This is a genomic window from Geomonas anaerohicana (assembly GCF_016458305.1).
Classification (GTDB): domain Bacteria; phylum Desulfobacterota; class Desulfuromonadia; order Geobacterales; family Geobacteraceae; genus Geomonas; species Geomonas anaerohicana.
Genome location: NZ_JAEMHL010000019.1, coordinates 21,013 through 47,295, shown reverse-complemented (window position 1 = coordinate 47,295; position 26,283 = coordinate 21,013). Strand labels below are relative to the sequence as shown.

The window sequence follows — 26,283 nt, the reverse complement described above, 5'->3', positions numbered from 1 at the left end:
GCCGATGGTACTGCATTGGAAACGATGTGGGAGAGTAGGTCGCCGCAGGGAATTTAATAGAGAAAGCCCCGTCTGATAACCAGGCGGGGCTTTTTCGCGTGCTATTGCATTGACACCACGCCCTTTTCAATGTACTAATTGGCATATTTGAATGCGATTGGGGCGGCTATGTTTTTCAAGAAATACCTCTCTTCACTGCGCAGTACCTATATCTTCATGGTCTGCTTCGGTCTGCTCATGGGGATTGTCTTTCCCTTCTATTCCTGGCTTTTTTTCGGCGCCAAGGCGTTTGCCCCCCTCTATGTGCTCGGCTGCCTGGCGGCTGGATTTATTGTCGGCACCTTCTGCTACCAAATCATCAAGGAGGCGCTCAGGCTTTACGTCGAACAGCAGCTCAAGATCCTGGGGCGGATCACGGGTGACACTGCCACCGTGTCTGTGTCAGGCAAAGGCGATGAACTGCAGCAACTGATGGAGTGCAACGAGGCCCTGATGCACCGCGTTTTGGCGATGGTGGAAAACGTATCCAGGCTTGCCGCCGATATTTCCAACCGGCACAGCCGCCTCACCGCCGACTTCACCAAGACGGTGCACAATCACGAAAAACAGGCTGCCAGGGAGCAGGAAACGATGGGGGCCGTGGATGACATGAACGCCTTCTTCCGGGACCTGCTGAAGGAGATCCAGGACATCGCCGTGCGCACCGACGAGCGTGCCTCCATCTCCACGGAAATGAGCGCCGCCACCGACGCCATCGCCCTCAGCATCCAGGAGTATTCCGCCTCGGTCATGGAGACCTCTGCTTCCATCGAGGAAATGGCAGTCAGCATCAAGGGGACTGCTTCCAATATCGAGGCACTGACTACCTCCACCGAACAAACCTACAACTCCATTCTCACCATCGGCAACTCCATCGGCGAGATCCGTGACAATGCGCGGCGCAGCTCCGACTGCTCGGACCGGGTCCGGGTGGAGGCTGCGGAAGGTATGGAGGCCATGGCGGCGACCATAGCAGCAATGACCGCGATAGAGGAGCACAGCGACCGCTCCGTTGATGCCATCAACCGCCTGTCCCAGCATTCGCTGCGTGTCGGAGAATTTCTCGAGGTCATCAAGGAGGTCGTCGCCCAGACCAACCTCCTTTCCCTCAACGCCTCCATCATCGCCGCCCAGGCAGGTGAGCGGGGCAAGGCCTTTGCGGTGGTTGCCGAAGAGGTGCGCGCCCTCGCCAAGAGGACTTCCGCGTCCACCGAAGAGATCGAGGAACTGGTCGCCAACATCCAGAAGGAGACGGCTGCTGCCGAGACCGCTGCCCGGCTGGGCAAGGACATGGTTGCCGAAGGGGTGACGGTGTCCGAAAAGGCGGACGAGGCGTTGCACCGGATAGAGGAGAGCGCCGCAGAGGCGTCCCGCATGGTGCAGCAGATTGCCGCCGCCACTGACGAGCAGGCCTCCGGCAGCAAACTGATCACCGAGGAAGCTGAAAAGAACCTGACCCGTGTCAAACAGTTCAGCCGGGCCATCCAGGAAGAGGAAACCGGTGCCCAACTCATCGTGCGCAGCCTGGAGCGCATGCGAGCCCTGTCGGTAAAGATTACGAACTCCACCGAGGAGCAGGTGCGGGGTAACCGCCTGTACATGCAAAGCGTCCAGGAAGACAACGACAAGGTGAAGGCGTTGAAGGAGACCTGCATGGAGCAGATCGCCATCGGCGACGTGCTGCGCAACGACGTGGCCGAGGTTGATCGCCTGATCCAGGGGACGGCCCAGGAGGCCAAGAAGATGCTGGGCGAGATCGAGACCATCAACGAACTCATCGGCGCAGTGCATAGGGAGATGGAGTCCTTCCGCAAGCTGTAGACTCACCCACCGCTACAAATCCAGGCCCCACCGGTTGCTCCGGATGGGGCTTTTTTTATGCGCAAGCGGGATGGAGGGGACTGGCTCCGCCAGGTTCCTGTCCCCTTAGTGCTCTCTGAGGTTGGCTGGGCTGAAAGGAGCGTTCCGCTAAAGGGACAGGCACCTGAAGGAGCCTGTCCCTTCTGCCGCGCTACCTTGACAATGATAGGAGGGCGGATAGATTATAGTCTGTTAATTTTACCGACGCCCTCACCCGGCCTCCGGCCGCCCTGTCCCTGAGGGAGAGGGGATACTCTACTGCCGGTCATGCCCCGGACAACCAGGGGCAGGCACATTGGCCATGAAGTCATGGGAGGCGGTATGAGAAGCTTACCGACATCTGTTCCTGCCCTGCTGCTCTCAGTGTTCGTGGTCTTTGCGGTGATGGCAGTGCCAGTACAGCTCTTTGCCGTGACTGAAAGCGATGCCGGGGTACGCGCCGGTGCGAGCGCAGCGACCAGTGGGCCTGACCTGGAAGAGTTGAAAAGCCTGATCACGCTGGACCGGGCCTCGCTTTACAGCTGGAAAAATCATCGTAGCCGCACCGTCTATGATGTCGCCCAGGCCGACACCGTGCCCCTGCTTTACACGGCTGCCGCACCGCAACGTAGCCTTTCCTGGGAAACGGGTGAAGGTAAAAGCTACCTGATTCCGGCAGTGGAGATTCCCGCCTTCATCGTCCTTCTCAACGCCTTCGACCGGGTGTATTTTCACGACAAAAAGACCGAGGAAGGGAAGAGAACTTACGCAACCAATCCTTCCACCTTCTGGCACCAGTTGACACACCAGGACTGGACCTTCGACCAGGATACCTTCAAGGTGAACCAGTTCGGCCATCCCTACGAGGGGGCGACCATGTACGGCCTGGCCCGGTCGGCGGGTTTGAACTTCTGGCAATCGCTGGCGTACAGCAACGCCGGAAGCTTCCTGTGGGAGATGGGGGGGGAGAACTCCCGTCCCTCGACCAACGACCTCATCACGACAGGCAATGCGGGAGCCCTGCTGGGAGAGGCGCTGTTCCGCATGGCTGACCTGGTCCTGGAAGAGGGGGGGAGCAACCCTCCCTTAGGGCACCGACTGGCAGCAGCGGCGATTTCTCCGCCTACCGCAGTCAATCGCCTGCTGTTCGGCAAGCGGTTCGACACGGTGTTCCCGAACCACAGCCCGGCGACGCTGTGGCTGTGCCGCGGCGGTTTCAGCCTCGACGTCCACTCGAAAAACCTGAGCACGCCGGTCAAGGAGCCCAGCAAGGAGAGCATCGGCGTCATCGAGTTCTCCATGGCCTACGGTCTTCCGGGAAAGCCGGGCTACGGCTACAAACGCCCCTTGGACTACTTCAACTTTGAAATCTCCACCAGGGCCAGGCAGCACAACCTGGTGGACACCCTCACCATCAGGGGGCTGCTCAAAGGGACCACCTACGAGATGGGGCGGGACTATCGCGGCATCTGGGGACTCTATGGCAGCTACGACTACATCTCACCCTACCTGTTCAGGGTTTCCAGCACGGCCCTTTCCCTGGGAACCACGGGACAGTATTGGATCGGCCCCGGCGTGGCAGCCCAGGGCTCCCTGCTCGGGGGGGTAGGGTTCGGTGCCACCGGCCTCGAATCCGACGTGGTGGAGGAGCGGGGGTACCACTACGGGGTGACTCCGCAGGTGCTGTTGGCAATGAACGTTCTCTTTGGCGAGAGGGCCATGGTGGATCTGACCGGGCGCTGGTACTATGTCAGCAGTATAGGTCCTGATCATGATGGATCGGAGAGCGTCTTCAGAGGACGCGGCGCATTGACTGTAAGAGTCCACGGCAGCCATGCCATTGGCATTCAATATTCCGAGTCGATACGGAACACGAACTATGCTAATATTCCCACCAAGTATCGCGCCGAAGGAACGATAAGTCTCGTCTACACCTTTGTCAGCGACCGGGCCTTCGGGGCCGTTGAATGGCGCGAGTCAGCCGAACGTTGAATCCACTTTTATACAATCAATTGTTCTTGGAGGTGCACCTCGTGAAATACCTGAAGCGGTTTTTCCTGCCGGTTCTGCTCACCCTTTCCCTCATCAGCGGCTGCGCCGTCAACAAGTCCTCCGTGGGCGGGTTCAACCTGGTCTCCGTTGCCGAGGAGAAGGACCTGGGGGACAAGTTCGCGGTCGAGGTGGAGAAGCAGCACCCGGTGGTGCGGGACGCGGAAGTGCAGGCCTACATCGATGGTGTGGGGAGAAGGCTCCTGACCGGCGTGCGCAAGCAGGACTTCCCCTTCACCTTCCAGGTGGTGAAGGATGACAGCGTCAATGCCTTCGCCATTCCCGGTGGGCACACCTACGTAAATACGGGCCTGATCAAGGCGGCCGCCAGCGAGACGGAACTGGCGGCGGTCATGGCGCACGAGATGAACCACGTGGTGGCCCGGCACTCCACCCGGCAGATGACCCAGCAGTACGGCTACAGCCTGATCACCAGTCTGCTGCTCGGCGGGCAGGGGGGAGAGCTTTCCAAGATGGCGGCCGACCTCTTCGGCAAGGCCGGCGGCATGTACTACAGCCGCGATATGGAGAGCCAGGCCGATTACCTGGGCATCGAGACCATGTACAAGGCCGGATACAACCCGCAGGGGATGGTGAGCTTCTTCAAGAAGCTCGACGCTGCCGAGGAGCGGCAGCCGGGCACCATCGCCAAGTACTTTTCCTCTCATCCGGAGACGGTGGACAGGATCAAGGCCATCCAGCAGGAAATCTCCACGCTGCCCGCGAAGAACTGGCTCCCCGACTCCACGCCCGAGTTCGCCCGGGTGAAGGCCAAGGTCAAGAACCTCTAGCCCTGAGGCACCTGCGGGAGATTCCGCCTAATCAGATTTTTGTTGAGGAGCCGACATGACTGACGCGATACGTGGACTCGAGCCTCAGGTTTTTTGGAACTGCTTCGCCGCAATCTCGGCGATCCCCCGACCCTCGGGGCACGAGGAACGCGTCGGGGCGTATATCATGGAGCGTGCCGGGCAACTGGGCCTGGAGCGGGCCAAGGACGACTGCGGCAACATCGTGGTGAAGCTGCCCGCCACGCCCGGCAAGGAGCGGGTGGCGAGCATCTGCCTGCAGTCCCACCTGGACATGGTCTGCGAGAAGAACGCGGACAAGGTACACGACTTCCTCAACGACCCGATCGAGCTGGTGCGCCAGGGGGAGGTGTTGACCGCCAACGGGACCACCCTCGGCGCCGACAACGGCATCGGCGTGGCCACCTCGCTGGCCATCATGGAGGACTCCAGCGTGGAGCACGGTCCGCTGGAACTGCTGTTCACGGTCGAGGAGGAGACCGGGCTGCGGGGCGCCAAGAACCTCTCCCCGTCGCTGGTGTCGAGCCGGTCGCTTTTGAATCTCGACTCGGAGGAGGAAGGGGCCCTCTACATCGGCTGTGCCGGCGGCAAGGATACCGTGGGGAGGTGGCGCCTCGTGCGGGAAGCGGCGCCTGCCGGCTGGGTTGCGCAGCGGCTCACGGTGAAGGGGCTCAAGGGGGGACACTCCGGTCTGGAGATAGACAAGGGGCTCGGCAATGCCATCAAGCTGCTGAATCGGGCGCTCATGCGGCTCGGCAATCTTGGGGCGCGAGTGGCTGCCATCGACGGCGGCAACATGAGAAACGCCATCCCCAGGGAATGCGGCGCGGTGATCAGCATCGCGCCGGAGCAGCTGGCCATTGCGCAAACGGTGGTGGCGGAACTGGGCGCGACCTTTGCGGCCGAGCTGCCGACGGTCGATCCCGGGGTGCAACTGGTCCTGGAGCCGTGTCAAGCGCCGGCAACGGTACTGTATCAGCACCTGCAGCGGCAGGTGCTCAGCACCATCGCTGCTCTCCCCAGCGGGGTGCAGCGCATGAGCGCAGAGATTGCCGGACTGGTCGAGACGTCCACCAACGTATCGGTGATCAACACGGAGCATGACGAGCTGGTGCTGATCACCAGCCAGCGCAGTTCCAGCGCATCGCGCCTGACCGAGGTGGTCGAGACGGTGCAGAGCATCCTGGCGCTGGGTGGTGCGGCGGTCGAGACGAGCGATGGATACCCGGGATGGCAGCCCAACGTCGACTCGCCGCTATTGAAGCTGGCCCAGAGGTGCTACCGGGATCTGCACGGCAAGGATGCGGAGGTGAAGGCGATTCACGCGGGGCTTGAATGCGGCATCATCGGCGAGCGCATTCCCGGCATGGACATGGTCTCCTTCGGGCCCAACATGGAGAAGGTGCACTCTCCCGACGAAAGGGTCTACATCGAGAGCGTGGCCAGGTACTGGAGGTTCGTGCTGGAGATCCTGAGAAGCGCACAGTAGAGCCGCTACTCCTGCAGGTCGCAGAAGAAACGGACCACCAGGGGGACGATGGCGTTGGTTCCGCAGATGGTCACCCGCTGCGTCATCTCCTTGCAGGTTTGGCCCACGCGGCACTGCAGGGAGATGTCGTGCAGCCCGGCACAGCACCGGAACACACGGGGCGTGTCGCCGTCCTTGTTCTCCCCCTGGTAGATCCCGTCCAACGAGACGCTTCCCCTGCGCTGGCAGCAAACCGTGAAGTATTCCATGGTCTCTCCGCTGCGGCATTTTCCGATGAGAAAAAGCTAAGCGTCAAGTATCGCCTGCGGTGCCGGGACTGCAAGGGGATGTTTCGTCGTGGATGGTGGGAGGCGCTATGCGCGGGTAAGTGAGGCTACAGGACCTGCACCTGGAGCCCGGCTCCGGGGGCGGAACGGTAGACGAAGGTGACCGTGGTCGCCTCTTCACGCCAGGGGGGGCAGCGGTAGTCCCTGGCGAAGGTGCGGCGGTAGTAGCGGACCCGCTCACCGGGCTTGGACTCCAGGCGCAGGGGGAGAGCCGGTTCGGCCGGTTCCGCCCCGCGGGTAAAGAAGCCGGGCAGGTTGCCGCTGGGGTAGCCGGTCAGGCACAGGTCGAAGCAGAGCGCATCGCGCAGTCGTTCCACGGCTTGGTCGTCCCTGCCGTCGCTGGCGAAACGCCAGAGGGCGTCGAAAAGGGAGGCGAGGGAGAGGTTGCCGGCGAAGAGCCCGGCTGAGTCGAAGTACTGCGCCGCAGCATCGAAGAACTGCGACAGGGGGCGCTCGGCGGCGAACACCTGCAGCGTAGTGGCGAACCTGCCGCTGTTGTACACCAGGTCGAGGAGGCGGCTGATCCCCTCGATGCGGCGGATCTCCTCAAAGCTGAGCCACGGGGTGCGCAGGATCTTGTAGGGCGCGGCCTCCGCATAGGCGTACCCTTCCTTGCGGGCGATGCCCCGCATCGCCGTCCCCTTGAGGACCTTGAGCGGTTCGACCTGGATGTGGTCCGCGTCGAGCGCGAAGAGTCCCTGCACCGAAGCCAGAAATCCCGGCAGTGATTCACCCGGGAGCCCCGCCACCAGGTCCAGGTGCACCGTGACCGCCGTCGCCGATTTGAGCCGCGCCACGTTGGCGTAGAGCTTCTCCAGGCTCGATTTGCGCTCCACCTTGGCCAGCGTCTCCTCTCCCCCGGACTGAACCCCTATCTCGAAGCGGAACACACCCGCCGGCACCTGCGCCAGCAGGGCCAGGTTCTCCTCGGTCAAAAGCTCCGCCGCTATCTCGAAATGAAACTTGCTGCCCCGGTTGTGCTCGAGGATGAAGCGCCAGATCTCGTTGGCCCTTTTGGCGTCGTAGTTGAAGGTGCGGTCCGCGAGCTTCACGGTCTGCACGCCTGCCTCCATGAGCAGCAGGAGGTCCGCCTTGATCCGCTGCATGGAAAAGGAGCGTACGCCGCTCTCGATGGAGGACATGCAGAAGGCACAGGAGAAGGGACAGCCGCGCGAGGTCTCGTAGTACACCAGCGGCTTTTTGAGATCGACCAGTCCGGCGGCGAAGGGGGAGGGGATGGTATCCAGGTCCGCCAGCGCGCCGCGCTCAGGGTTGGCGATGATCTCCTCGCCCTCGCGGCAGGTGATGCCGGCTATTTCTTCCAGCCTAAGCCCCTGGCTCAAGGCGGCCAGCAGTTCCCGGCAGCTCTCTTCCCCCTCGCCGCGCACGATGCAGTCGATGGCGCCGTTACGCACCATCATGTCGAAGGAGCCGAAGGAGACCTCCGGGCCGCCCAGCACGATGAAGGTATCAGGGGACAACTGCTTCAGATCCGACGCCAGCTTCAGCGTCAGTTCCGTGTTCCAGATGTAGCAGGAGAACATCACCACGTCGGCCCGCTCAGCGTAGAGCTTCGCCAGCAGCTGGTCGGGGAGTTCGTTTATGGTGAGCTCCAGGATGTTGCATTCCAGCTCCGGCAGGGGGGCACAGGCCGAGGCGAGGTAGGGAAGTGCCAGCGAGGCATGGACGTACTTGGCGTGCAGGGTGGTGAGCAGGATCTTCATGGGCGGGGATTGTAGCCCATTAGCGGAGGGGTTGCCAGAAAAATGGTGGCAGGCGCGCCCTGGCCACCGGAACGGCACGGGAGGCATCCCTTGCCCGCGCCAGCGTTTTTTGTTACTGTAAGCGGCTGCTGAGCCAAAACCCAAAACCATCGGCCACGGAGAAAATCTGAGGATTTCTGAGAAAGACACGGAATCAAAACCATTAGCCACGGAGAACTTCTGAGAAAGTCTGAGAACTGCGAACGCAGGGGGAAAAGCTAGGACCAAAGACTTTTTGAATACGGAATGTTCGGGGTGTGTGCTTTCTCCGATGTTCTCAGATTTTCTCCGTGGCCAACGGTTTCAAAGGATAAACATGAAAAGAAAGAAACTGCCGAAACTGCTCTACGCCGACAGCCAGGGCAACATCTACGACCACCCCTACCTCACCATGGCAGGCATGAGCGCCGACGAGGCGGTGCTGCCGGAGTCGGTGGAGCTGATCCCTTTGCCGGACGACAGCCGCCTGTTTACCATACCCGACACACCCCCCATCGCCTGGGACGAGGATCAGGGGAGCTTCGTCACCCTGAGCCAGGTCAGGGAAGGGCGGCGCAGCATGAAGATCCAGGCGGTTTCCGCCTTCATGGCGCCGGGATACATGCGTACCCTGCTCCCTGCCTGCGACTACAGCAAGAAGAAGGTGCACCTGCCGCTTTGGTCCTACACCGCGGTGGGGTGGGACGAGGAGCGGGAGTGCTTCGTGGTCGCCGCGACCCGCGTCGACGACAACGAAAACTGGCTCCCCAAGAACTACGACGACAGGAAGCTCGATCCGCTGGTGCGCAAGATGCTGGCCCAGTTCCCCAAGAACCGGCTCATCGAGCAGTTGTCCCGCTGCGCCGTCGACTACCACTGCTTTGCCGCCAAGAACCTCTTCTTCCGCAGGTGGGAGGCCCCCATCCCGACCTCGCCGGTCTGCAACTCGCGCTGCCTGGGGTGCATCAGCCTGCAGCCTTCCGACTGCTGCCCGTCCAACCATGAACGTATCCCGTTCGTGCCGACGCCGGAGGAAATCGTGGAGCTGATGCTGCCGCACCTGCTGCAGGCGCCGGAGCCGATCGTTTCCTACGGGCAGGGATGCGAGGGGGACCCGATCATGCAGGCGGACACCATCGCGGAGGCGACCAGGAGGCTCAAGGCGGGGAGCTCGCGCGGCACGGTCAACTTCAACTCCAACGGTTCCATCCCGGACCGGGTACGCATGCTGTGCGACGCCGGCATGGACTCGATGCGCTTCTCCATGAACTCGGTGCAGGAAGGGTTCTACAACAGCTACTACCGCCCCAAGGGATACCGGTTTGCCGACGTGGTCGAATCGGTCCAGGCTGCCAAGCAGAAGGGGCTTTTCACCATGATCAACTACCTGGTCTCGCCGGGGGTGACCGACAGCCCGTCCGAGGTCGAGGCGCTGTTGAAGTTCATCGAAAAGACCGGCGTCGACATGCTGCAGATGCGCAATCTCTCCATAGATCCCGCCTTCTACAACGAGAGGATGGGGGTGCAAAAGCGCGGCATCGGCATGTACAAGCTGTTGCAGGAGGTGAAGAAGGCGTTCCCGAAGATCCAGTACGGCTACTTCAACCGCACCAAGGAGAGGTTCTTTCCGGACGGGTTCGAGAAGGGGTGGCCTATTAAAGGCTAAGGCGGGACTAGGGGCTAGGGACTAGGGACTAGGGGCTAGGGACTAGGGACTAGAACCGTGAGGCATCAGGCAAAGGGGCTGTTGGGACAGCGGACGGGGCGGCAACCGATTGGGTTTGCCCGCCCCTAGTCCCCAGTCCCTAGCCCCTGTTTTTATTTCAGCAGCGGCACCAGTTTGTTCAGGTCGAAACCTCTTACGACGCTGCCGTAGATGATGAAGATGGGGGTGGCGTTAAGCCCCTGCTCCTTGGCGATCTGTTCGTGCTCCTTCTGCAGCGCGATCCCCTCGGGGGTGATCTCCGATTGCTTGAATTTCTCCAGGCTCCCCGTTGCCAGCTCCAGGTAGGCCTTCTCCTTGTCCTTGGCGGAGAGGATGTACTGCACCTTCCCCTTGGCTGCGGGATGGCTCTTGAGCGGAATGAAGAAGATGTAGCGGGTGACGTCGCTGCGCTTCTGGAAGTAGGCCTCGGCTTTGCGGCAGAAGGGACAGTCGGGATCGGTGAACTCTATCACCATGATCCTGCCGTTGCCGACCTTGACCGCCTTGGTCAGGTCCAGCTCCTTGGCGGAGACCAGCGTGGCGAGAACGAGCACAAGGAGGGGGGCCGCCAGCCAAAGGGCCAGGCGCTTCCATGAACCACCGCTTGTTTTATGCATCACTATCCCCTTACCTGGAAGCCGGTGAACTCACCGGTGTATTCGCAAAGCTTTTCCATCAGTTCGTCCACCCGGGCCAACTCCGGCCCCCTGCGGCACCATTGCACCATCGCAAGCACGTCCGTTTCCTCCCCCTCGAAACAGGCCTCAACGGAGCCGTCGGAGAGGTTACGGACCCAGCCGGTCACGCCCAGTTCCTGCGCGGTGCGGGCGGTGTGGTGACGGAATGCCACCCCCTGGACCCTGCCGCGTACGATCAGGCTTGCCCTTATTTTCATTTCTCACCCAGTTCCTTGGAACGGGCCACGCAGACGTCGACGGCGTTGATGGTGGCGGCGCGGAAGCCGTCGCGGTCCAGCGAGTGCATGGCGGCGATGGTGGTCCCCCCCGGCGAGGCGACGTTGCTTTTCAGGGCCGCCGGATGCTCGTGGCTCTCCATAAGCAGCTTGGCGGTGCCGTAGACGGTCTGGGCGGCCAGGGCGGTGGCGACGTCGCGGGTGAGCCCGTGCTTGACGCCGGCGTCGCTCAAGGCCTCGATGAAGGTGAGCACGTAGGCCGGGCCGCTGCCGGAGACACCGGTGACGGCATCGAGCAGTTTCTCGTCCACGACACAGGTGGTGCCGACCAGGTCGAAGATCCTGCGGGTCAGCACCAGGTCGTCCTCGGTGGCATTGTAGCCGCGGGAGATGGCCGATGCCCCCTGGAGCACCAGGGCGGGGGTGTTGGGCATGACCCGGACCACGCGGGCCTCGGAGCCGAGCATCCCCTCGATGGCGGCGCTTTTCACCCCGGCCATGATGGAGATGAAGAGTTTGTCGGTGAGACCGGCGCCCAAGGCACCCAGCACCTGCCCGGCGACCTGGGGTTTGACCGCCAGGACGATGGCATCGCTCATCCGGCACAGTTGCACGTTGTCGTTGAGGATGTGCACCCCGTAGCGTTCGGCGAGCAGGTTACGGCGCGCTTCGGACGGCTCGGACACGGCAAGTTCCGCAGCCGGCACACCCCCGGCCAGAAGCCCCTTGATGATCGCCTCCGCCATGTTGCCGCCGCCGATGAAACCTATTTTCCTGTCCATGTCCTTGCCCCCCTTTTCCTTGGATTGCGTTCAAAGATAGGTAATAAATCCGACTCCAAATGTCAATAGAATTGATTTGTTTTAATTATTAACAATCTGCGCCGGGTCACCGTTGTTCCCGCCTGTTATTAGGATAGACTGAACGCCGGAGGTGCGACGTGTTCAAAGGCATAACCGGCAACGTCTTCATACTCGGGCTGGTCAGCTTCTTTACCGATGTCTCCAGCGAGATGATCTATCCGCTGCTGCCACTGTTTCTCACCGGGCTACTCGGAGCAGGTCCTGCCTTTCTGGGCGCCATTGAAGGCGTCGCCGAATCAACCGCCTCCCTGTTGAAGCTCTTCTCCGGCATAGTGTCGGACCGGGTGCGCCGCAGAAAGCGCCTGGTCCTTGCGGGATACTCCATATCGTCCCTGATGCGTCCCCTGATAGGGAGCGCCACGTCGCCCCTGGCGGTGCTGCTGATCCGCACCGGCGACCGGGTGGGGAAGGGGATCCGCACCTCGCCGCGTGACGCGCTCATCGCCGACTCGGTGGATCCGTCGCTGCGCGGCAAGGCCTACGGCTTTCACCGCTCCATGGACCATGCCGGTGCATTGGCGGGACCGCTGCTGGCCACCTTCCTGCTCGCCTACGTGGTCAAGGATCTGCGGCAGTTGTTCTGGCTGGCCGGGATTCCCGGGCTCATCGCCGTGCTCCTGATCGTGTGGAAGGTGACCGAGACGGAGCGCACGCCGTTGCCAAAGGCGGCGATCAGGCTTGCCGCGCTCCCTCCCGGGAGGCTGAGACGATACCTGCTGGTCCTGTTCCTGTTCACCCTGGGCAACTCCTCGGACGCCTTCCTGCTGCTCAAGGCCGGTGCCGTCGGTACGCCCTCCTACCGGCTGCCGCTTTTGTGGGCCTTCTTCCACCTGGTGAAAATGCTCTCCTCGATGCCGTTTGGCGCGCTCTCCGACCGCATCGGCCGGCGCTCGGTAATCGTGGCGGGCTGGTGCGTCTACTCCCTTTCCTATCTCGGCTTCGGGGTCGCCCGCAGCGAGTGGCAGATATGGTTCCTCTTCGCGGTGTACGGCCTGTTCTTCGGGCTCACCGAGGGGGCCGAAAAGGCCTTCCTGGTGGACATGGCCCAACCCGAGCAGCGCGGGGCCGCCTTTGGCTGGTACAATTTCGCCGTCGGCGCGGGTGCCCTGCCGGCCAGCCTCCTCTTCGGCGGCATCTGGCAGCTGGAAGGGGACGTGGCGCCGTTTTTGTTCGGAGCCGCGCTGGCTGCCGTTGCCGCGGTACTGCTCCTGCTGTCGGTCCAGGCGCCGCCTGCAGCGCAGGACGTCCGTTGATCCCGGTGCCATAGCTCGACTCCCTCCTGCAGGTTTTCTCTCTCTACCTTAACGGCTTCTGTCATTGCACCTCCCGCCTCTCTCATTGCGTTTGGGATTTATTTCACCTCCATAGCACTTTTCTCCTAAAGTCTCTCTTAGCCATGCCGATTAGGCTGCTCTGTAAGTGGAAACGAGAATCTTCTTGTCAATCTTATGTTTCTTTGGTGTCAAAATTTTGATTCATGGTATTTGCTGGAGCGGGCCTCAGAGTAATTAATTACCGTACTTCAGACTGTTATGAGATTGGTAAAGATCGTGCAAAGAGACTTACCCGCGTTGGTTACTGAAGATGGTTCCTTGTTGACTGTACGAACTGCGGCAGCACCTGATTGACCGGTGGTGATGCGATAAAGATCTGTTCCAGCGCAACAAGTTCCATTCCAGCGGAACCGAAAACACCTTGAAAGGGCAGGTGACAGCTAAATGACAACCGGGACGCTGATCGAGGAACGATAACAGTCACAGATGGATAGCAACAAGTCCGATCTCTTACAAATAGCAAAGCCCGTAGCAAAGCCCGCCTTTTTGTACATCCTCAAAAAGTCGAGCACATCGAGCATTTATTTTTCACTGGGTTATTAGCAATGAGTGATGGCAGGTGTGCCAGCCGTCCAAGAGTATTTCCCCAGGTTTCTATCTTCGAGAAGCGGTTGCCGAGACGCCGTGACGGTTGGCGCGCGTGCGTCGCGCGCCGAGGCGCATCGTCGCGAAGCGTCGAGGCAACAGCGGATTTTTCAGACCACGTTCCACACTACGGAAAAGGAGGGGATGTCTTGACAAGCCACCAAGAGAAAAGATCAGGACGCGAACAAAGCAGTCTCCTGAGGGTTGCATCGGTGGTGCTGGCGGCCGCGTCCACTGTGATGCTGGCCCAGCCGGTTATGGCTGCGGACTACACCATCACCGGCAGCTCCAATACCTACCTGCGCATGACCCGCACCATCAACAAGGAAGACCTTTACCCGCTGTACGAGTACCTGCGTTTCTCGGTCACCGCGGCGGAGAAGGACGGCAGCGCCACCTCGCTGCACCTGGGCGCCTGGGGCCGGGTCGATCTGGTCGACAAGTCGTCCGATCACTACACCGACGGGGACCTCCAGTACGGCTACCTGAGCTACCAGGCCGCCAAGAACAACCTGGTGATCAACGCCGGACGTCAGTTCATCACCGAAGGGGTTGCCGCCGACCGGGTGGACGGGCTCTACGTCCGCAGCGACTTCGCCGCCGGCATCACGGCAGCGGCCTTCGCCGGTTCTCCGGTGGTGACGACCCCCAACTACAAGGGTGGCGACTTCATCTACGGCGCCCGCGTGGCACAGGGCAAACCCGGGCTCTACTCGGTCGGCGTGAGCGCCCTCAGAAACGAGAGCGACAACGCGCGTGACCGCGAGGAAGAAGGCCTCGACCTCTGGATTCACCCGGTGAAGCAGGTCGACCTGACCGGCCGCTCCTCCTACAACTCGATCACCGACGGCTGGATGGAGCATGCCTACACCCTCTCCGTGGCCCCGATCGACGCCGTGACCGTCAGCGCCGACTTCTCCAGGATCAACTACCAGGATTACTTCTACAACGTGACCACCAACGCCTTCGCCCTGGCCGGCAACGGCGGACTGCTCGACCCCAGGGAAAAGGTCACCGCGGCCGGCGTCAGTGCGGCCTGGACCCCGGTGAAGAACCTGACCGTGGCGGCCGAGTACAAGAACTACGGCTACGAGATCCTGGGCTCCGCTGACTACGTCGGGGGCAAGGTGGCCTACACCACGGCCGACGCGCTGTCGCTGGGGGCCTCCGGGCACCGGATGGACGGCTCCACCGACCGCACCCGCTACTACGATTACCGGCTCTACGCCCTGAAGAAGACGGGGCACACCGAGCTCGGCGTCGACTTCTACAACGTCATCTTCGATCGCCCCATCGACGGCGTGAAGAGCAGCTACGCGCTCACCGGCATCGCCGGCTACGAGTTCACCGAGAAGCTCAACGTCGGCGGGGAAATCGAGTATTCCCAGAGCCCGGATTTCAACCGGGAGTGGCGGGCGCTGGTGAAGGTCGCCTACGCGTTCGAAACGAAGGGTGGGGAAAAGGGGGGCAAGAGTGAAAAGTAAACTACTGATGCTGCTGATGGCGCCGCTCATGGCGCTGCTTCTCGTTGCCTGCGCCAACACCAAAAGCGGCGCGCTGATCCACCCGGAGGCGGTCACCGGGACACCCAACTGTACCGAGTGCCACAGCGACGCCTACGCGGCCATGAACCACCAGGCCGTGGACTTCTTCAAAAAGCACAGCGTCTTCGCCACTAACGCCAGAAGGGCCTGCGCTTCCTGCCATGCCGAATCCTTCTGCACCGACTGCCACGCGCACAAGGAGGAGTTGAAACCCAGCGTGAAGTACACCCAGCAGGTGGAGCGTACCCTGCCGCACCGCGGGGACTACCTGAGCCAGCACCGGATCGACGGCAAGATCAATCCGGCGTCGTGCGCCAAGTGCCACGGACGTACCAACAACGAGAGGTGCCTGACATGCCACAAATAACGACCAAAGTTCTGTCTTTTGCGGTTCTTGGTGCGCTGGCGCTGGCCCTGTCGGGATGCGGGGACGCGAACCCGCAGGCCTCTTTCGACCCTGCCGCCGGCAAGCACCCGGCCAACTGGCTGCCGGCCGGGCACAGCGCCGCCGCCGAGGAGGACATCAACGGCTGCGTCGAGTGCCACGGCGACGCCCTCGACGGCGGCATCGCCAAGGTTTCCTGCCTCACATGCCATATCGGCGGCGCCACCTCGGCGCACCCGGTACTGTGGGGGGGACTCGCCTATGCCCTCCATGCCGGCTACGTGGGGAACAACGGCACCGCCACCTGCGCCACCGCCCTTTGCCACGGCACCGCCCTGGCCGGCGTGGCAGACTCCGGCCCGGCCTGCACCAACTGTCACATGGCGGGCACGGCGCAGGCGCCGCAGATCCACCAGTGGGGTGGGGTAGGGGCCACCACCATCCAGGACATCGCCGGTCACAAGGCTTATTTCCAGGCGGCTCCCAGCATAAGCTTCACCACCTGCCGCAATGCGGTCTGCCATGGCGCCACCCTGGCGGGCGTGTTCGCCAGCGGCCCGTCCTGTATCAAGAACGGCTGCCACGGCCCAGGCAACCCCGTCCCGGCGGAGAACTAGCCAGAACAATGTGGGTTCATTTCCCAGACAAAGCAGAAGGAGAACATGACATGTGCATCCCCTGGAAGAAACACATTGCAGCGGCTTTACTGCTTCTCTGCCTGCCGTTCATCCTGATCGGCTGCGGCGGCGGTGGCGGTGGCGGCGGCACGAGGATCGTCTCCGGCGTCGCCATGAAGGGCCCCATCGCGGGCGCCCTGGTCTCGGTGTACCGGCTGCAACTAAACGGCAGCCGCGGCGCCCTGCTGGGCACCGGCACCACCGGCACTACCGGGGACTATACGGTCAAGATCCCGGCCTCCATCACCGGTCCCATCGTGGTCACCGTCACCGGCCAGCCCGGTGCCACCTACCTCAGCGAGAGCAGCAACGCTCCGGTTCCCTTCACGGCGGCCGATTCGTTCAGCGCGGTTGTGGACAACTTCAACCCCGACGTCCCGGTGGCGGTCACCCCGCTCACCGAGGCCGCCTTCGAGAAGCTGCCGCTCATCCTGCAGCAAAAGCCGGGCACCATCACGCCGGAGGTGCTGCAAGGCGCGGTCGTTGCGGCCAACGCCCAGGTCGGCGACCTGTTCAACGTGACCGACATCCTGGCGCCGCCGGCAGACAGCGCGACCTACCAGGCCACCTTGGCCGTCATCGACCAGATGGTCGTCGATTCCAAGGCCGGCGGCACCGTGACCGACACCACCGCGGTCATGACCGTGATCAACCAGGCGGTCTCGGACGTGAACCCCGCGGCGCCGGCGTACCAGACCTTCGTCGACGTCTTCACCACCGCGGCCACCCAGGTCGTCGCGGCTGATCCCGCGCTCGCTGCCACGGTAGCCAACATCACCCAGCAGGTGACCGCACCGCCGCCGGAGCCCGACTTCAGCGACGTAACCGCCCCGAGCGCCCCCGGCGCCCTTTCCGCCACCACCTACGCGGTGAACTCGAGCACCAGCAGCGTGGTGCTTGCCTGGCAGGCGTCCAGCGACAACACCGGCGTGGCCGGCTACGACGTGTACCGCGACGGCGCCAAGGTCGGCACCACCACCAGCACAGGCTTTACCGACGCATCGGTGATCTCCAACGTCACCTACATCTACAAGGTGGTCGCCTTCGACGCGGCGGGCAACTTCTCGGTAGCCAGCGCGCCGCTCTCGGTGAAACCGAACCAGGCCTCGCTCAGCGTTACCGTGAGCGGGCAGCTCTCCGGCGACCTTACCTCGCACCTGGACCTGGTGGCGCCCACCGCTCCGGGGAACTTGAGTGCAGTCACCGCGGCCATCTCCGGGACCAACAGTTCGGTGACCCTTTCCTGGAGCGCCGCCACCGACAACGTGGGGGTCGCCGGGTACGAGGTGTTCAGAAACGGCGTGAAGATCGGCAGCACCGGCACGCGCAGCTTCGTCGACGCCTCGGTCGCCTCGGCCACCACCTACTCCTACACGGTGAAGGCCTACGACGCCGCAGGCAACCGCTCCGCTGCCAGTGCTGCCCTCGCCGTGACTCCGAACCAGGCATCGCTCGGCGTCACCGTTGGCGGACAGGTGAGCCCGTAGGCAATGAATAAGATCCGACCACAAGGGGGTAATTCTGAAATCGTCAGCAGAAGAGAATGCACCATTGGAGCAGGACACTACAAACAGGAGGAAACTATGATTGGCAGAAACCTAAGGTACCTCGTAGCACTCGTAGTATGCGTGCTGTTGCCTCTCGCAGGCTGCAGCGGTGGGGGATCCAGCACCAAGATCACCAGCAAGGGCACCGAAGTGACCGTCGGCGGTAAAGTCGACGTCGCCAAGGCCGTCGCCAAGACCGCGTTCCTGTCATCGACCTCGGCCGGTGCCACCAACAACGTCTTCGTCTACAACGCGCAGGACGGGGCCCAGCTCGGCACCGCCGTCATCGGCAGCGACGGCAGCTTCAGCAACCTCACCTTCACCCTGCCGGCAACCAAGACCGTGCTGGTGTTCAAGGCCGTCGTGGCCCAGGGTACCTTCCGCTCGCTGGTGCCGGTCGACCTGAGCAGCCCGCCTGCCGCCGGCGTGATCACCGGCTCCAACCCGATCAACATCCAGATCAGCCAGCAGTCCACCGACATCACCAGGGCCGTATCCGCCCTGATGGGGCTGACCGGTCTTCTGGGCGACGCCAACCAGACCCTGGCTTCCGCCACCAAGACCTACACCGACTGTGCCCAGGCGGTGGTCAACTCCGGCGGGCAGATCCTCGCCTACTCGACCAGCGGCCTCGCGCTCTCCGGCACCCTGTCCAACGGCGACCTCCTCCCGGCACGCGCCGCTTCCACCCTGACCTATGACGACCTGAACAACACCCAGTTGGACGGCCGCATCATCAGCGCCTACATCCCGGGTAACAACCCGATCGTCAACTTCCAGGTCGTCAACAAGGCGACCGGCAAAGGCATCGCAGGCCTCAGGACCTTCGGGCTCCACGTGGCCCAGCTGAAGCCCGAGACCGCCGGGAGCAACTCCTACTGGCTCAACTACATCCTGACCGGCACCAACCCGAGGCCGTCCTCCGACCCGGTGACCACCTTCAACTCCACCACCGGCGCGGTCAACGTCCAGGGCTACACCGTCATCGATCATGGCGACGGTTCCTACACCGCCATCTTCGGCTCCAACGTGAAAAACGTTTCCTCCGTACCCTACGATGGCACCCTGGTGCACCGCATCGGCATCTCGGTCCGCTCCGTCGCCGTTCCGGGCGTGGTCGGCAAGACCCCGGGCGCGTATGCCGGCCCGATCAACCCGCAGACCAACGCAGTCACCGCCAACTTCGCCGTCCGCGGCGTAGCGAACCTCATCTACGACTTCACCCCGGCCACCGGCGCCATGCTGACCAACAACGGCGCGCAGGCCTTCGCACGCGACATCGTCACCGCAGACGCCTGCAACCAGTGCCACGACAAGCTCGGCTTCTCCGGCGGCCACTTCGCTTCCCGTCCGGACACCAAGCTCTGCGTCATGTGCCACACCCCGCAGAACATCATCGGCACCGACCAGACCACCAACGGCGACTTCACCTCCTTCATCCACAAGATCCACATGGGCGAGGAGCTTGCCCCGGCTGAGACCATCCTCGGCGTTTCCACCGCAGAAGTCACCTATCCGCAGGACATCCGCAACTGCGCTATGTGCCACAAAGGTGTCGACGGCAACAACTGGAAGACCAAGCCGACCAGGAAGGCCTGCGGTTCCTGCCACAGCGCCACCGACTTCGCCACCCACAAAGGCGGCCAGCCAACCGACACCTCCTGCGCTGCCTGCCACACCGGCGGCATCGCCGACGTCGAAGTTTCCGTGGCACACCTGCCGGTCCAGGATCCGGATCCGGCCGCTCCCGAGTTCGGCGGCTCCAACACCCACACCTACGCGGGCTACCTGCCGGCAGCAGGCGTGGCAGTTCCGGGCGCACCGGTCATCACCTGGGACGTGAAGAGCGTGTCCCGTGACGGCAACAAGAACCCGGTTATCGTCTTCCGCTTCAAGAAGGACGGCGTTCCGGTCGTCTTCAACACCTACCAGGCCGGCGTCGTGACCGAACTCATGACCGGCTACACCGGTTCTCCGAGCGCCTACTTCGCCTTCGGCGTAACGCAGGACAACATCACCGCTCCGGCTGACTACAACGCCGCTGCGAGCGCGTACATCAAGAACGTCTGGAACGGCACCACCCCGGGCACCACTGCCACCCTGTCCGCCATCGGCACCGACGGCTACTACACCCTGACCATCAAGAACGTCATCGTTCCTGACGGCGCCACCATGCTGACCGGCGGCATCGGCTACACCTACGGCTCCGCCACCACCCCGCTGACCCAGACGGACCTGAGCAGCCTGACCGTTCCGGCCGCGCTCAAGACCAAGTGGGCTTACAACGGCACCAACAACCAGGGCGGCCTCATCGTGGTCACGCCGAACGTCTGGAAAGTCGCTACTGGCTACACCGCACGCCGCACCATCGTCAGCAACGCGAAGTGCAACGCCTGCCACGTGGCCCTCGGCATCGCACCGACCTTCCACGCCGGCCAGAGAAACGACGCACCGACCTGCTCCTTCTGCCACAACGTCAACAAGGTCAATTCCGGCTGGGGCGTCAACGCGAAGGACGCAATCCACGCCATCCATGCCGGCGCAAAACGCACCAACAAGTACTCCTGGGAAGTCTCCGCAGGCGACAAGTACTGGGAGATCAGCTACCCGGGCTACCTGAGGGATTGCGAGCAGTGCCACGTCGCAGGTACGTATGACTTCAGCACCACCTCTGCGGTAGTGCCGAACCTGCTGCCGACCACTGTGGCAACCGGCAACGTGCCGGCTACCGTACCGACCATCGTGACCGGCAGCGAGACCGTTCCGGGCACCTACTACGCACCGCAGCTCAATGTTCCTTCTCTGAAGGGGCAGGCGCTGGGCGCAGGCTTCAGCTTCGCCGGTGGCACCGGTACCCCGACCGACGCGGTTGGCACCACCCTGATCATCTCGCCGATCTCCGCGGCCTGCTACTCCTGCCACGACACGGCACAGGCCGCGGCGCACATGGTGGCAAACGGCGGCTCCATCTACGAGGCGCGCAGCACCGCGCTCCTTAAAACAGAGACCTGCCTGGTTTGCCACGGCACGGCTCAGAACACCCTGAACACCACGGTCCCGACCATCAAGGCCGTACACCGCTGGTGGTAACCCGATGACTCCCGACGGGGGAAGGTCTCCTTCCCCCCGATGGGGCGCGGGGCAAGACCTGCAACTGATAACCCGGGGGTGGCGACACCCCCGGGCTATTTCATTCAAGGAGACGCTATGAGAAACGCAGTCAGGCTGATAATCGTTGTTGTCGTCGCGGCGGCAGTCGCGGCATGTAACGGCAAACCCGCCGACCAGCCGGCCGGGAAGGTGCAGGCGGAACAAACGACGGCGCCAAAGGACGTGGCCGCCGCACAGGTGCGCGCCACCTCTTTCCTCACCGCACTGCAGGCGGGCGACAAGACCAAGATGTACCAGGCCGCCAACCTCACCCCGGCTCAGGTGACCGCGAGCCGCGACAAGCTGATCCATATCAAGCAGAACAAGATGACCGACGCCCAGCGACTCGACTGCGAGCGCGTGTTGAAGATCTCCGGCGACGTGGACTTCTATGCGGCGAAGCTGCGCAAGATCCTCGCGCCGACGGCAACGATCAAGATCACGCAGAGCGCACCGGCCGGGACCCCGGCGTCGCACCTCGTCCACACCGTTTCGGTTACCTACAGCAGCAAGACTGACGCCGTGCAGGACAAGACCGGGAAGACGGTCAAGGAGCTGAAGCTCCCCCTGCAGCAGTTCGACCACCCGGTTGAGGCCGGGGATGTTCACGAGTTTGCCTTTGCCGGCACGGATTTCGAGAAGATGGCCACCAAGGATTTCGAAGTCGTTTCCTACTTTTGACCCTTCCGTCCGCTCCGGTAAAGGACAGCCCAAAAGGCGAAAAAGCCCCGATTGCATCGGGGCTTTTTTTGTCTCCGGAAGGGTGACTCCGGCCGGATAGAAGTGGAATACAGCCAAGACCAGAGCGGCTTTGACTCAGGAAAGGGTGCGACAGTCACAGAGGATACAGCGAATTGTATCAGTGTAAATTAGTTGTAGGTAATGTTTCGAGTTCGCGAATCGCATGAGAGTAGTTAAATGTTCTTGTTTGGCAGTGTCAGGAATAAAAAACTTTTTTGCAGCTTGCACTACAAAAAAACTGTTGTACGTTTAGCAATAGTCCTAATAGTCGAGCACATCGGAGCGCATCCATATTGAATTAGGTTTATTTAACAGATTGCTTTGATTGGTGTGCCAGCACGTCCCTGAGTATTTCCGGTTGTTCCCGTTAGAATAAGTAGTGTTTGCTAATTAACTTGTTAGGTGAAGCCGGCGCGGCTTTTTGCGCGCATAGCCACGCCGTGGCTTGCTCTCAATGCAGCAGCGGATTTTCAGAATACGGTCCACACTACGGAAAAGGAGGGGATGTCTTGACAAGCCACCAAGAGAAAAGATCAGGACGCGAACAAAGCAGTCTCCTGAGGGTTGCATCGGTGGTGCTGGCGGCCGCGTCCACTGTGATGCTGGCCCAGTCGGTCATGGCTGCGGATTACACCATCACCGGCAGCTCCAACACCTACCTGCGCATGACCCGCACCATCAACAAGGACGACCTCTACCCGCTGTACGAGTACCTGCGTTTCTCGGTCACCGCGGCGGAGAAGGACGGCAGCGCCACCTCGCTCCACATGGGCGTCTGGGGGCGGCTCGACCTGGTCGACAAGTCCACCGATCACCACACCGACGGCGACATCCAGTACGGGTATCTCAGCTACCAGGGCGCGAAGAACAACCTGGTGCTCAACGCCGGGCGCCAGTTCATCACCGAGGGTGTTGTCGCCGACCGGGTCGACGGCCTCTACGCCCGCAGCGACTTCGCCGCCGGCATCACGGCTGCGGCCTTCGCCGGTTCGCCGGTGGTGACCACCCCCAACTACAAGGGGGGCGACTTCATCTACGGCGGGCGCGTGGCACAGGGCAAGCCGGGGCTGTACTCGGTCGGCGTGAGCGCCCTCAGAAACGAGAGCGACAACGCGCGCGACCGCGAGGAAGAAGGTCTCGACGTCTGGGTGCACCCGGTGAAGCAGGTCGACCTGACCGGCCGCTCCTCCTACAACTCGATCACCGACGGCTGGATGGAGCACGCCTACACCCTCTCCGTCGCCCCGATCGACGCCTTGACCGTCAGCGCCGACTTCTCCAGGATCAACTACCAGGACTACTTCTACAACGTGACCACCACCGCCTTCGCCCTTTCCAACAACGGCGGCCTGCTCGACCCCAGGGAAAAGGTCACCGCGGCCGGTGTCAGCGCGGCCTGGACCCCGGTGAAGAACCTGACCGTGGCGGCCGAGTACAAGAACTACGGCTACGAGATCCTGGGCTCCGCTGACTACGTCGGGGGGAAGGTGGCCTACACCACGGCTGACGCGCTGTCGCTTGGGGCCTCCGGGCACCGGATGGACGGCTCCAGCGACCGCACCCGCTACTACGATTACCGGCTCTACGCCCTGAAGAAGACGGGGCACACCGAGTTCGGCGTCGATTTCTACAACGTCATCTTCGATCGACCCATTGACGGCGTGAAGAGCAGCTACGCGCTCACCGGCATCGCCGGCTACGAGTTCACCGAGAAGCTCAACGTCGGCGGGGAAATCGAGTATTCCCAGAGCCCGGACTTCAACAGGGAATGGAGAGCGCTCGTGAAGGTCGCCTACGTGTTCGATGTGAAGGGCGGCGAAAAGGGGGGCAAGAGTGAAAAGTAAATTACTGATTCTGCTGATGGTGCCGCTCATGGCGCTTCTTCTTGTTGCTTGCGCCAACACCAAAAGCGGCGCGCGGATCCACCCGGAGGCGGTGACCGGCACGCCCAACTGTAACGAGTGCCACACCGACGCCTATGCGGCCATGAACCACCAGGCTGTCGACTTCTTCAAAAAGCACAGCATCTTCGCCAGCAACGCCAGGATGGCCTGCGCTTCCTGCCATGCCGAATCCTTCTGCTCCGACTGCCATGCGCACAAGGAGGAGCTCAAGCCCAGCGTCAAATACACCCAGCAGGTGGAGCGTACCCTGCCGCACCGGGGCGATTACCTGAGCCAGCACAGGATCGACGGCAAGATCAATCCCGCGTCGTGCGCCAAGTGCCACGGGCGTACCAACAACGAGAGGTGCCTGACATGCCACAAATAACGACCAAAGTTCTGTCTTTTGCGGTTCTTGGCGTGCTGGCGCTGGCCCTGTCGGGGTGCGGGGACGCGAACCCGCAGGCCTCTTTCGACCCCGCCGCGGGCAAGCACCCGGCCAACTGGCTGCCGGCCGGCCACAGCACGGCCGCCGAGGAGGACGTGAACGGCTGCGCCGAGTGCCACGGTCAGGACCTGACCGGCGGCATCGCCAAGGTCTCCTGTCTCACCTGTCACATCGGCGGCGCCACCTCGGTGCACCCGGTACTGTGGGGGGGACTCGCCTACGCGCTGCACGGCGGCTACGTGGGGACCAACGGCACCGCCACCTGCGCCACCGCCCTGTGCCACGGCACCGCGCTCACCGGCGTGACCGACTCGGGCCCGGCCTGCACCAACTGCCACATGGCGGGCACGGCGCAGGCCCCGCAGATCCACCAGTGGGGCAAGGTAGGGGCCACCACCGCGGCCAACATCGCGGGACACGTCAACTACTTCGAGACCGCGCCGAGGATAAGCTTCACTACCTGCCGCAACGCGGTCTGTCACGGTACGACCCTGGCGGGCGCGTTCGCCAGCGGCCCGTCCTGCATCCAGTTCGGCTGCCACGGATCAGGCAACCCGCTCCCGGCGGAGAACTAGCGAGAAAGCGCGATCATTTTCCTGACTCTAGTAGAAGGAGAAAATAATATGTGCATTCCCTGGAAAAAACAGGTTGTGGCGGTCCTACTGCTCCTCTGCCTGCCGTTGCTCTTTACCGGCTGCGGCGGCGGTGGCGGCGGTGGCGGCACGCGGGTGATCTCCGGTGTCGCCATGAAGGGCCCCATCGCGGGCGCCCTGGTCTCGGTGTACCGGCTGCAACTGAACGGCAGCCGCGGCGCCCTGCTCGGCACCGGTACCACCGGTAACGACGGCAGCTACGCGGTACGGGTCCCGGCTTCGGTAACCGGGCCGGTGGTGGTCACCGTTACCGGCCAGGCCGGGGCCACCTACCTGAGCGAGAGCACCGGGCAGCCGGTCCCGTTCCGGTCAACCGACTCCTTCAGTGCGGTCGTGGACCACTTCAACCCCGACGTTCCGGTCACGGTGAGCCCCCTTACCGAGGCCGCCTTCCAGAAGCTCCCCCTGATCCTGGAGCAGAAGGCCACCGTCACCACCGTCACTACTGCGGTGCTGCAGAGTGCGGTCGTTGCGGCCAACGCCCAGGTCGGGGACCTGTTCAACGTGACCGACATCCTGGCGCCGCCCGCCCAGAGCACGGCCTACCAGGCCGCCCTGATGGTCATCGACCAGATGATTGTCGACTCCAAGGCCGGCGGCACGGTCACCGACACCACGGCGGCGATGACCGTGATCAACCAGGCCATCGCCGATGTCAACCCGGCCCTTCCCGCCTACCAGACCTTCGTGGACGTATTCACCGCCGCGTCCACCCAGGTCGCCGCCGCCAATCCGGGAGCAATCGCCGCGGCAGTGGTCAGCCTGACCGCCCAGATAACCACCCCGCCGCTCGAGCCGAACTTCGCCGATATCACGGCCCCGTCGGCGGTAACCGGACTGTCGGCGACGACCGCCGCCATCGACTCGACCACCAGCACGGTAGTCCTGACCTGGACCGCGGCCACCGACAACATCGGCGTGGCCGGGTACGACGTGTACCGCGACGGCGCCAAGATCGGCACCACGACCACCACCACTTTCATCGACTCCCCGGTCACCTCCAACGTCACCTATGTCTACACGGTGGTGGCCTTCGACGCGGCGGGCAACTTCTCGGCCGCCAGCGCACCGCTTTCCGTGAAACCGAACCAGGCCTCACTCAGCGTGACCGTGAGTGGGCAGCTCTCCGGCGACCTGCTGGCGCAGCTCGACCTGACGCCCCCGACCGCACCCGGCGGCCTGACGGCAGTCACCACCGCTATCACCGGCACCACCAGCTCGGTGGCCCTTTCCTGGAACGCCTCGACCGATAACGTCGCCGTCACCGGCTACGACATCTTCCGTGACGGCGTGAAGGTTGGTACGACCGCTGCCAGGAGCTTCACCGACGCCTCAGTCACCTCGGCCACCACCTACTCCTACACGGTCAAGGCTTTCGACGCCGCGGGCAACCGCTCGGCGGCAAGTGCCGCCCTCTCGGTAACGCCGAATCGACCGTCTTTGGGCGTCACGGTCAGTGGACAGGTGACTCCCTAGCCATAAACTGCGCAGCATCACGATCTAAAGGAGGAGTTTGCTTACAGCTCGATGAGACCACGATGTAGAACGACGCAGGACACCAA

21 protein-coding genes are annotated in these 26,283 nt (G+C 62.8%); 16 read left to right on the top strand and 5 right to left on the bottom strand.

Annotated elements, in window-relative coordinates; genetic code table 11:
* Positions 1-168 precede the first annotated feature (168 nt).
* The 4 genes from JFN91_RS20630 to JFN91_RS20615 all read left to right on the top strand — a co-directional run bounded on the left by JFN91_RS20630 (position 169) and on the right by JFN91_RS20615 (position 6,225).
* Complete coding sequence (locus JFN91_RS20630) at positions 169-1,860, top strand: methyl-accepting chemotaxis protein (RefSeq protein ID WP_199391034.1); 1,692 nt, start codon at positions 169-171, stop codon at positions 1,858-1,860.
* A 360-nt stretch (positions 1,861-2,220) separates the two neighbouring features.
* Positions 2,221-3,870, top strand: a complete 1,650-nt coding sequence (locus tag JFN91_RS20625) for a DUF3943 domain-containing protein (protein ID WP_199391033.1) — start codon at positions 2,221-2,223, stop codon at positions 3,868-3,870.
* A gap of 41 nt (positions 3,871-3,911) precedes the next feature.
* The gene (locus tag JFN91_RS20620) at positions 3,912-4,718 is read left to right on the top strand and encodes a M48 family metallopeptidase (RefSeq protein ID WP_199391032.1); all 807 of its coding nucleotides are present in this window, start codon (positions 3,912-3,914) and stop codon (positions 4,716-4,718) included.
* Positions 4,719-4,773: 55 nt separating this feature from the next.
* Positions 4,774-6,225: an aminoacyl-histidine dipeptidase gene (locus JFN91_RS20615; protein WP_199391031.1), complete on the top strand. Its 1,452-nt coding sequence runs from the start codon at positions 4,774-4,776 to the stop codon at positions 6,223-6,225.
* Positions 6,226-6,230: 5 nt separating this feature from the next.
* Here the strand turns inward: JFN91_RS20615 and JFN91_RS20610 are convergent, their stop codons facing one another.
* Both JFN91_RS20610 and JFN91_RS20605 read right to left on the bottom strand, forming a co-directional pair.
* Positions 6,231-6,473 carry a hypothetical protein gene (locus JFN91_RS20610; protein WP_199391030.1) on the bottom strand — a complete coding sequence of 81 codons (243 nt, stop codon included), beginning with the start codon at positions 6,471-6,473 and terminating at the stop codon, positions 6,231-6,233.
* 125 nt (positions 6,474-6,598) lie between these two features.
* The gene (locus JFN91_RS20605) at positions 6,599-8,275 is read right to left on the bottom strand and encodes a B12-binding domain-containing radical SAM protein (RefSeq protein ID WP_199391029.1); all 1,677 of its coding nucleotides are present in this window, start codon (positions 8,273-8,275) and stop codon (positions 6,599-6,601) included.
* A 355-nt stretch (positions 8,276-8,630) separates the two neighbouring features.
* Here JFN91_RS20605 and JFN91_RS20600 point away from each other — a divergent pair, with 355 nt between their 5' ends.
* A complete protein-coding gene (locus JFN91_RS20600) occupies positions 8,631-9,959 on the top strand; it encodes a radical SAM protein (RefSeq protein WP_199391028.1) in 1,329 nt (442 codons plus the stop codon).
* A 152-nt stretch (positions 9,960-10,111) separates the two neighbouring features.
* Here the strand turns inward: JFN91_RS20600 and JFN91_RS20595 are convergent, their stop codons facing one another.
* The 3 genes from JFN91_RS20595 to proC are packed head-to-tail and all read right to left on the bottom strand — an operon-like array spanning position 10,112 to position 11,693.
* Complete coding sequence (locus JFN91_RS20595; protein WP_199391027.1) at positions 10,112-10,615, bottom strand: thioredoxin fold domain-containing protein; 504 nt, start codon at positions 10,613-10,615, stop codon at positions 10,112-10,114.
* A 2-nt stretch (positions 10,616-10,617) separates the two neighbouring features.
* Positions 10,618-10,893, bottom strand: a complete 276-nt coding sequence (locus tag JFN91_RS20590) for an acylphosphatase (RefSeq protein WP_199391026.1) — start codon at positions 10,891-10,893, stop codon at positions 10,618-10,620.
* The gene (proC, locus tag JFN91_RS20585) at positions 10,890-11,693 is read right to left on the bottom strand and encodes a pyrroline-5-carboxylate reductase (RefSeq protein WP_199391025.1); all 804 of its coding nucleotides are present in this window, start codon (positions 11,691-11,693) and stop codon (positions 10,890-10,892) included. Before proC ends, JFN91_RS20590 begins: the two co-directional genes overlap by 4 nt.
* Before the next feature lie 158 nt (positions 11,694-11,851).
* On the opposite strand from proC, the gene JFN91_RS20580 reads away from it, so the two are divergent.
* The 11 genes from JFN91_RS20580 to JFN91_RS20530 all read left to right on the top strand — a co-directional run bounded on the left by JFN91_RS20580 (position 11,852) and on the right by JFN91_RS20530 (position 26,197).
* Positions 11,852-13,027 (top strand): MFS transporter, encoded by a 1,176-nt coding sequence (locus JFN91_RS20580; protein WP_199391024.1) that lies wholly within the window; start codon positions 11,852-11,854, stop codon positions 13,025-13,027.
* An 815-nt stretch (positions 13,028-13,842) separates the two neighbouring features.
* Entirely contained in the window at positions 13,843-15,177 is a 1,335-nt protein-coding gene (locus tag JFN91_RS20575; RefSeq protein ID WP_199391023.1) for a hypothetical protein, read from the top strand.
* Positions 15,167-15,604 (top strand): cytochrome C, encoded by a 438-nt coding sequence (locus JFN91_RS20570; protein ID WP_183349636.1) that lies wholly within the window; start codon positions 15,167-15,169, stop codon positions 15,602-15,604. The genes JFN91_RS20575 and JFN91_RS20570 overlap by 11 nt, the downstream gene beginning before the upstream one ends.
* The gene (locus JFN91_RS20565; protein WP_199391022.1) at positions 15,592-16,239 is read left to right on the top strand and encodes a hypothetical protein; all 648 of its coding nucleotides are present in this window, start codon (positions 15,592-15,594) and stop codon (positions 16,237-16,239) included. The genes JFN91_RS20570 and JFN91_RS20565 overlap by 13 nt, the downstream gene beginning before the upstream one ends.
* Positions 16,240-16,289: 50 nt before the next feature.
* On the top strand, positions 16,290-17,786 hold the full coding sequence (locus JFN91_RS20560; RefSeq protein ID WP_199391021.1) for a fibronectin type III domain-containing protein: 1,497 nt from the start codon (positions 16,290-16,292) through the stop codon (positions 17,784-17,786).
* Between the two features lie 96 nt (positions 17,787-17,882).
* Positions 17,883-20,936, top strand: coding sequence for an OmcA/MtrC family decaheme c-type cytochrome (locus tag JFN91_RS20555; protein ID WP_199391020.1), 3,054 nt, complete (start codon positions 17,883-17,885; stop codon positions 20,934-20,936).
* A 117-nt stretch (positions 20,937-21,053) separates the two neighbouring features.
* Positions 21,054-21,677 (top strand): hypothetical protein, encoded by a 624-nt coding sequence (locus tag JFN91_RS20550; RefSeq protein ID WP_199391019.1) that lies wholly within the window; start codon positions 21,054-21,056, stop codon positions 21,675-21,677.
* Positions 21,678-22,246: 569 nt separating this feature from the next.
* The gene (locus JFN91_RS20545) at positions 22,247-23,581 is read left to right on the top strand and encodes a hypothetical protein (RefSeq protein ID WP_199391018.1); all 1,335 of its coding nucleotides are present in this window, start codon (positions 22,247-22,249) and stop codon (positions 23,579-23,581) included.
* On the top strand, positions 23,571-24,008 hold the full coding sequence (locus tag JFN91_RS20540) for a cytochrome C (protein ID WP_199391017.1): 438 nt from the start codon (positions 23,571-23,573) through the stop codon (positions 24,006-24,008). Before JFN91_RS20545 ends, JFN91_RS20540 begins: the two co-directional genes overlap by 11 nt.
* On the top strand, positions 23,996-24,643 hold the full coding sequence (locus tag JFN91_RS20535; RefSeq protein WP_199391016.1) for a hypothetical protein: 648 nt from the start codon (positions 23,996-23,998) through the stop codon (positions 24,641-24,643). The genes JFN91_RS20540 and JFN91_RS20535 overlap by 13 nt, the downstream gene beginning before the upstream one ends.
* Positions 24,644-24,691: 48 nt before the next feature.
* Positions 24,692-26,197 (top strand): fibronectin type III domain-containing protein, encoded by a 1,506-nt coding sequence (locus tag JFN91_RS20530; RefSeq protein ID WP_199391015.1) that lies wholly within the window; start codon positions 24,692-24,694, stop codon positions 26,195-26,197.
* Positions 26,198-26,283: the final 86 nt, after the last annotated feature.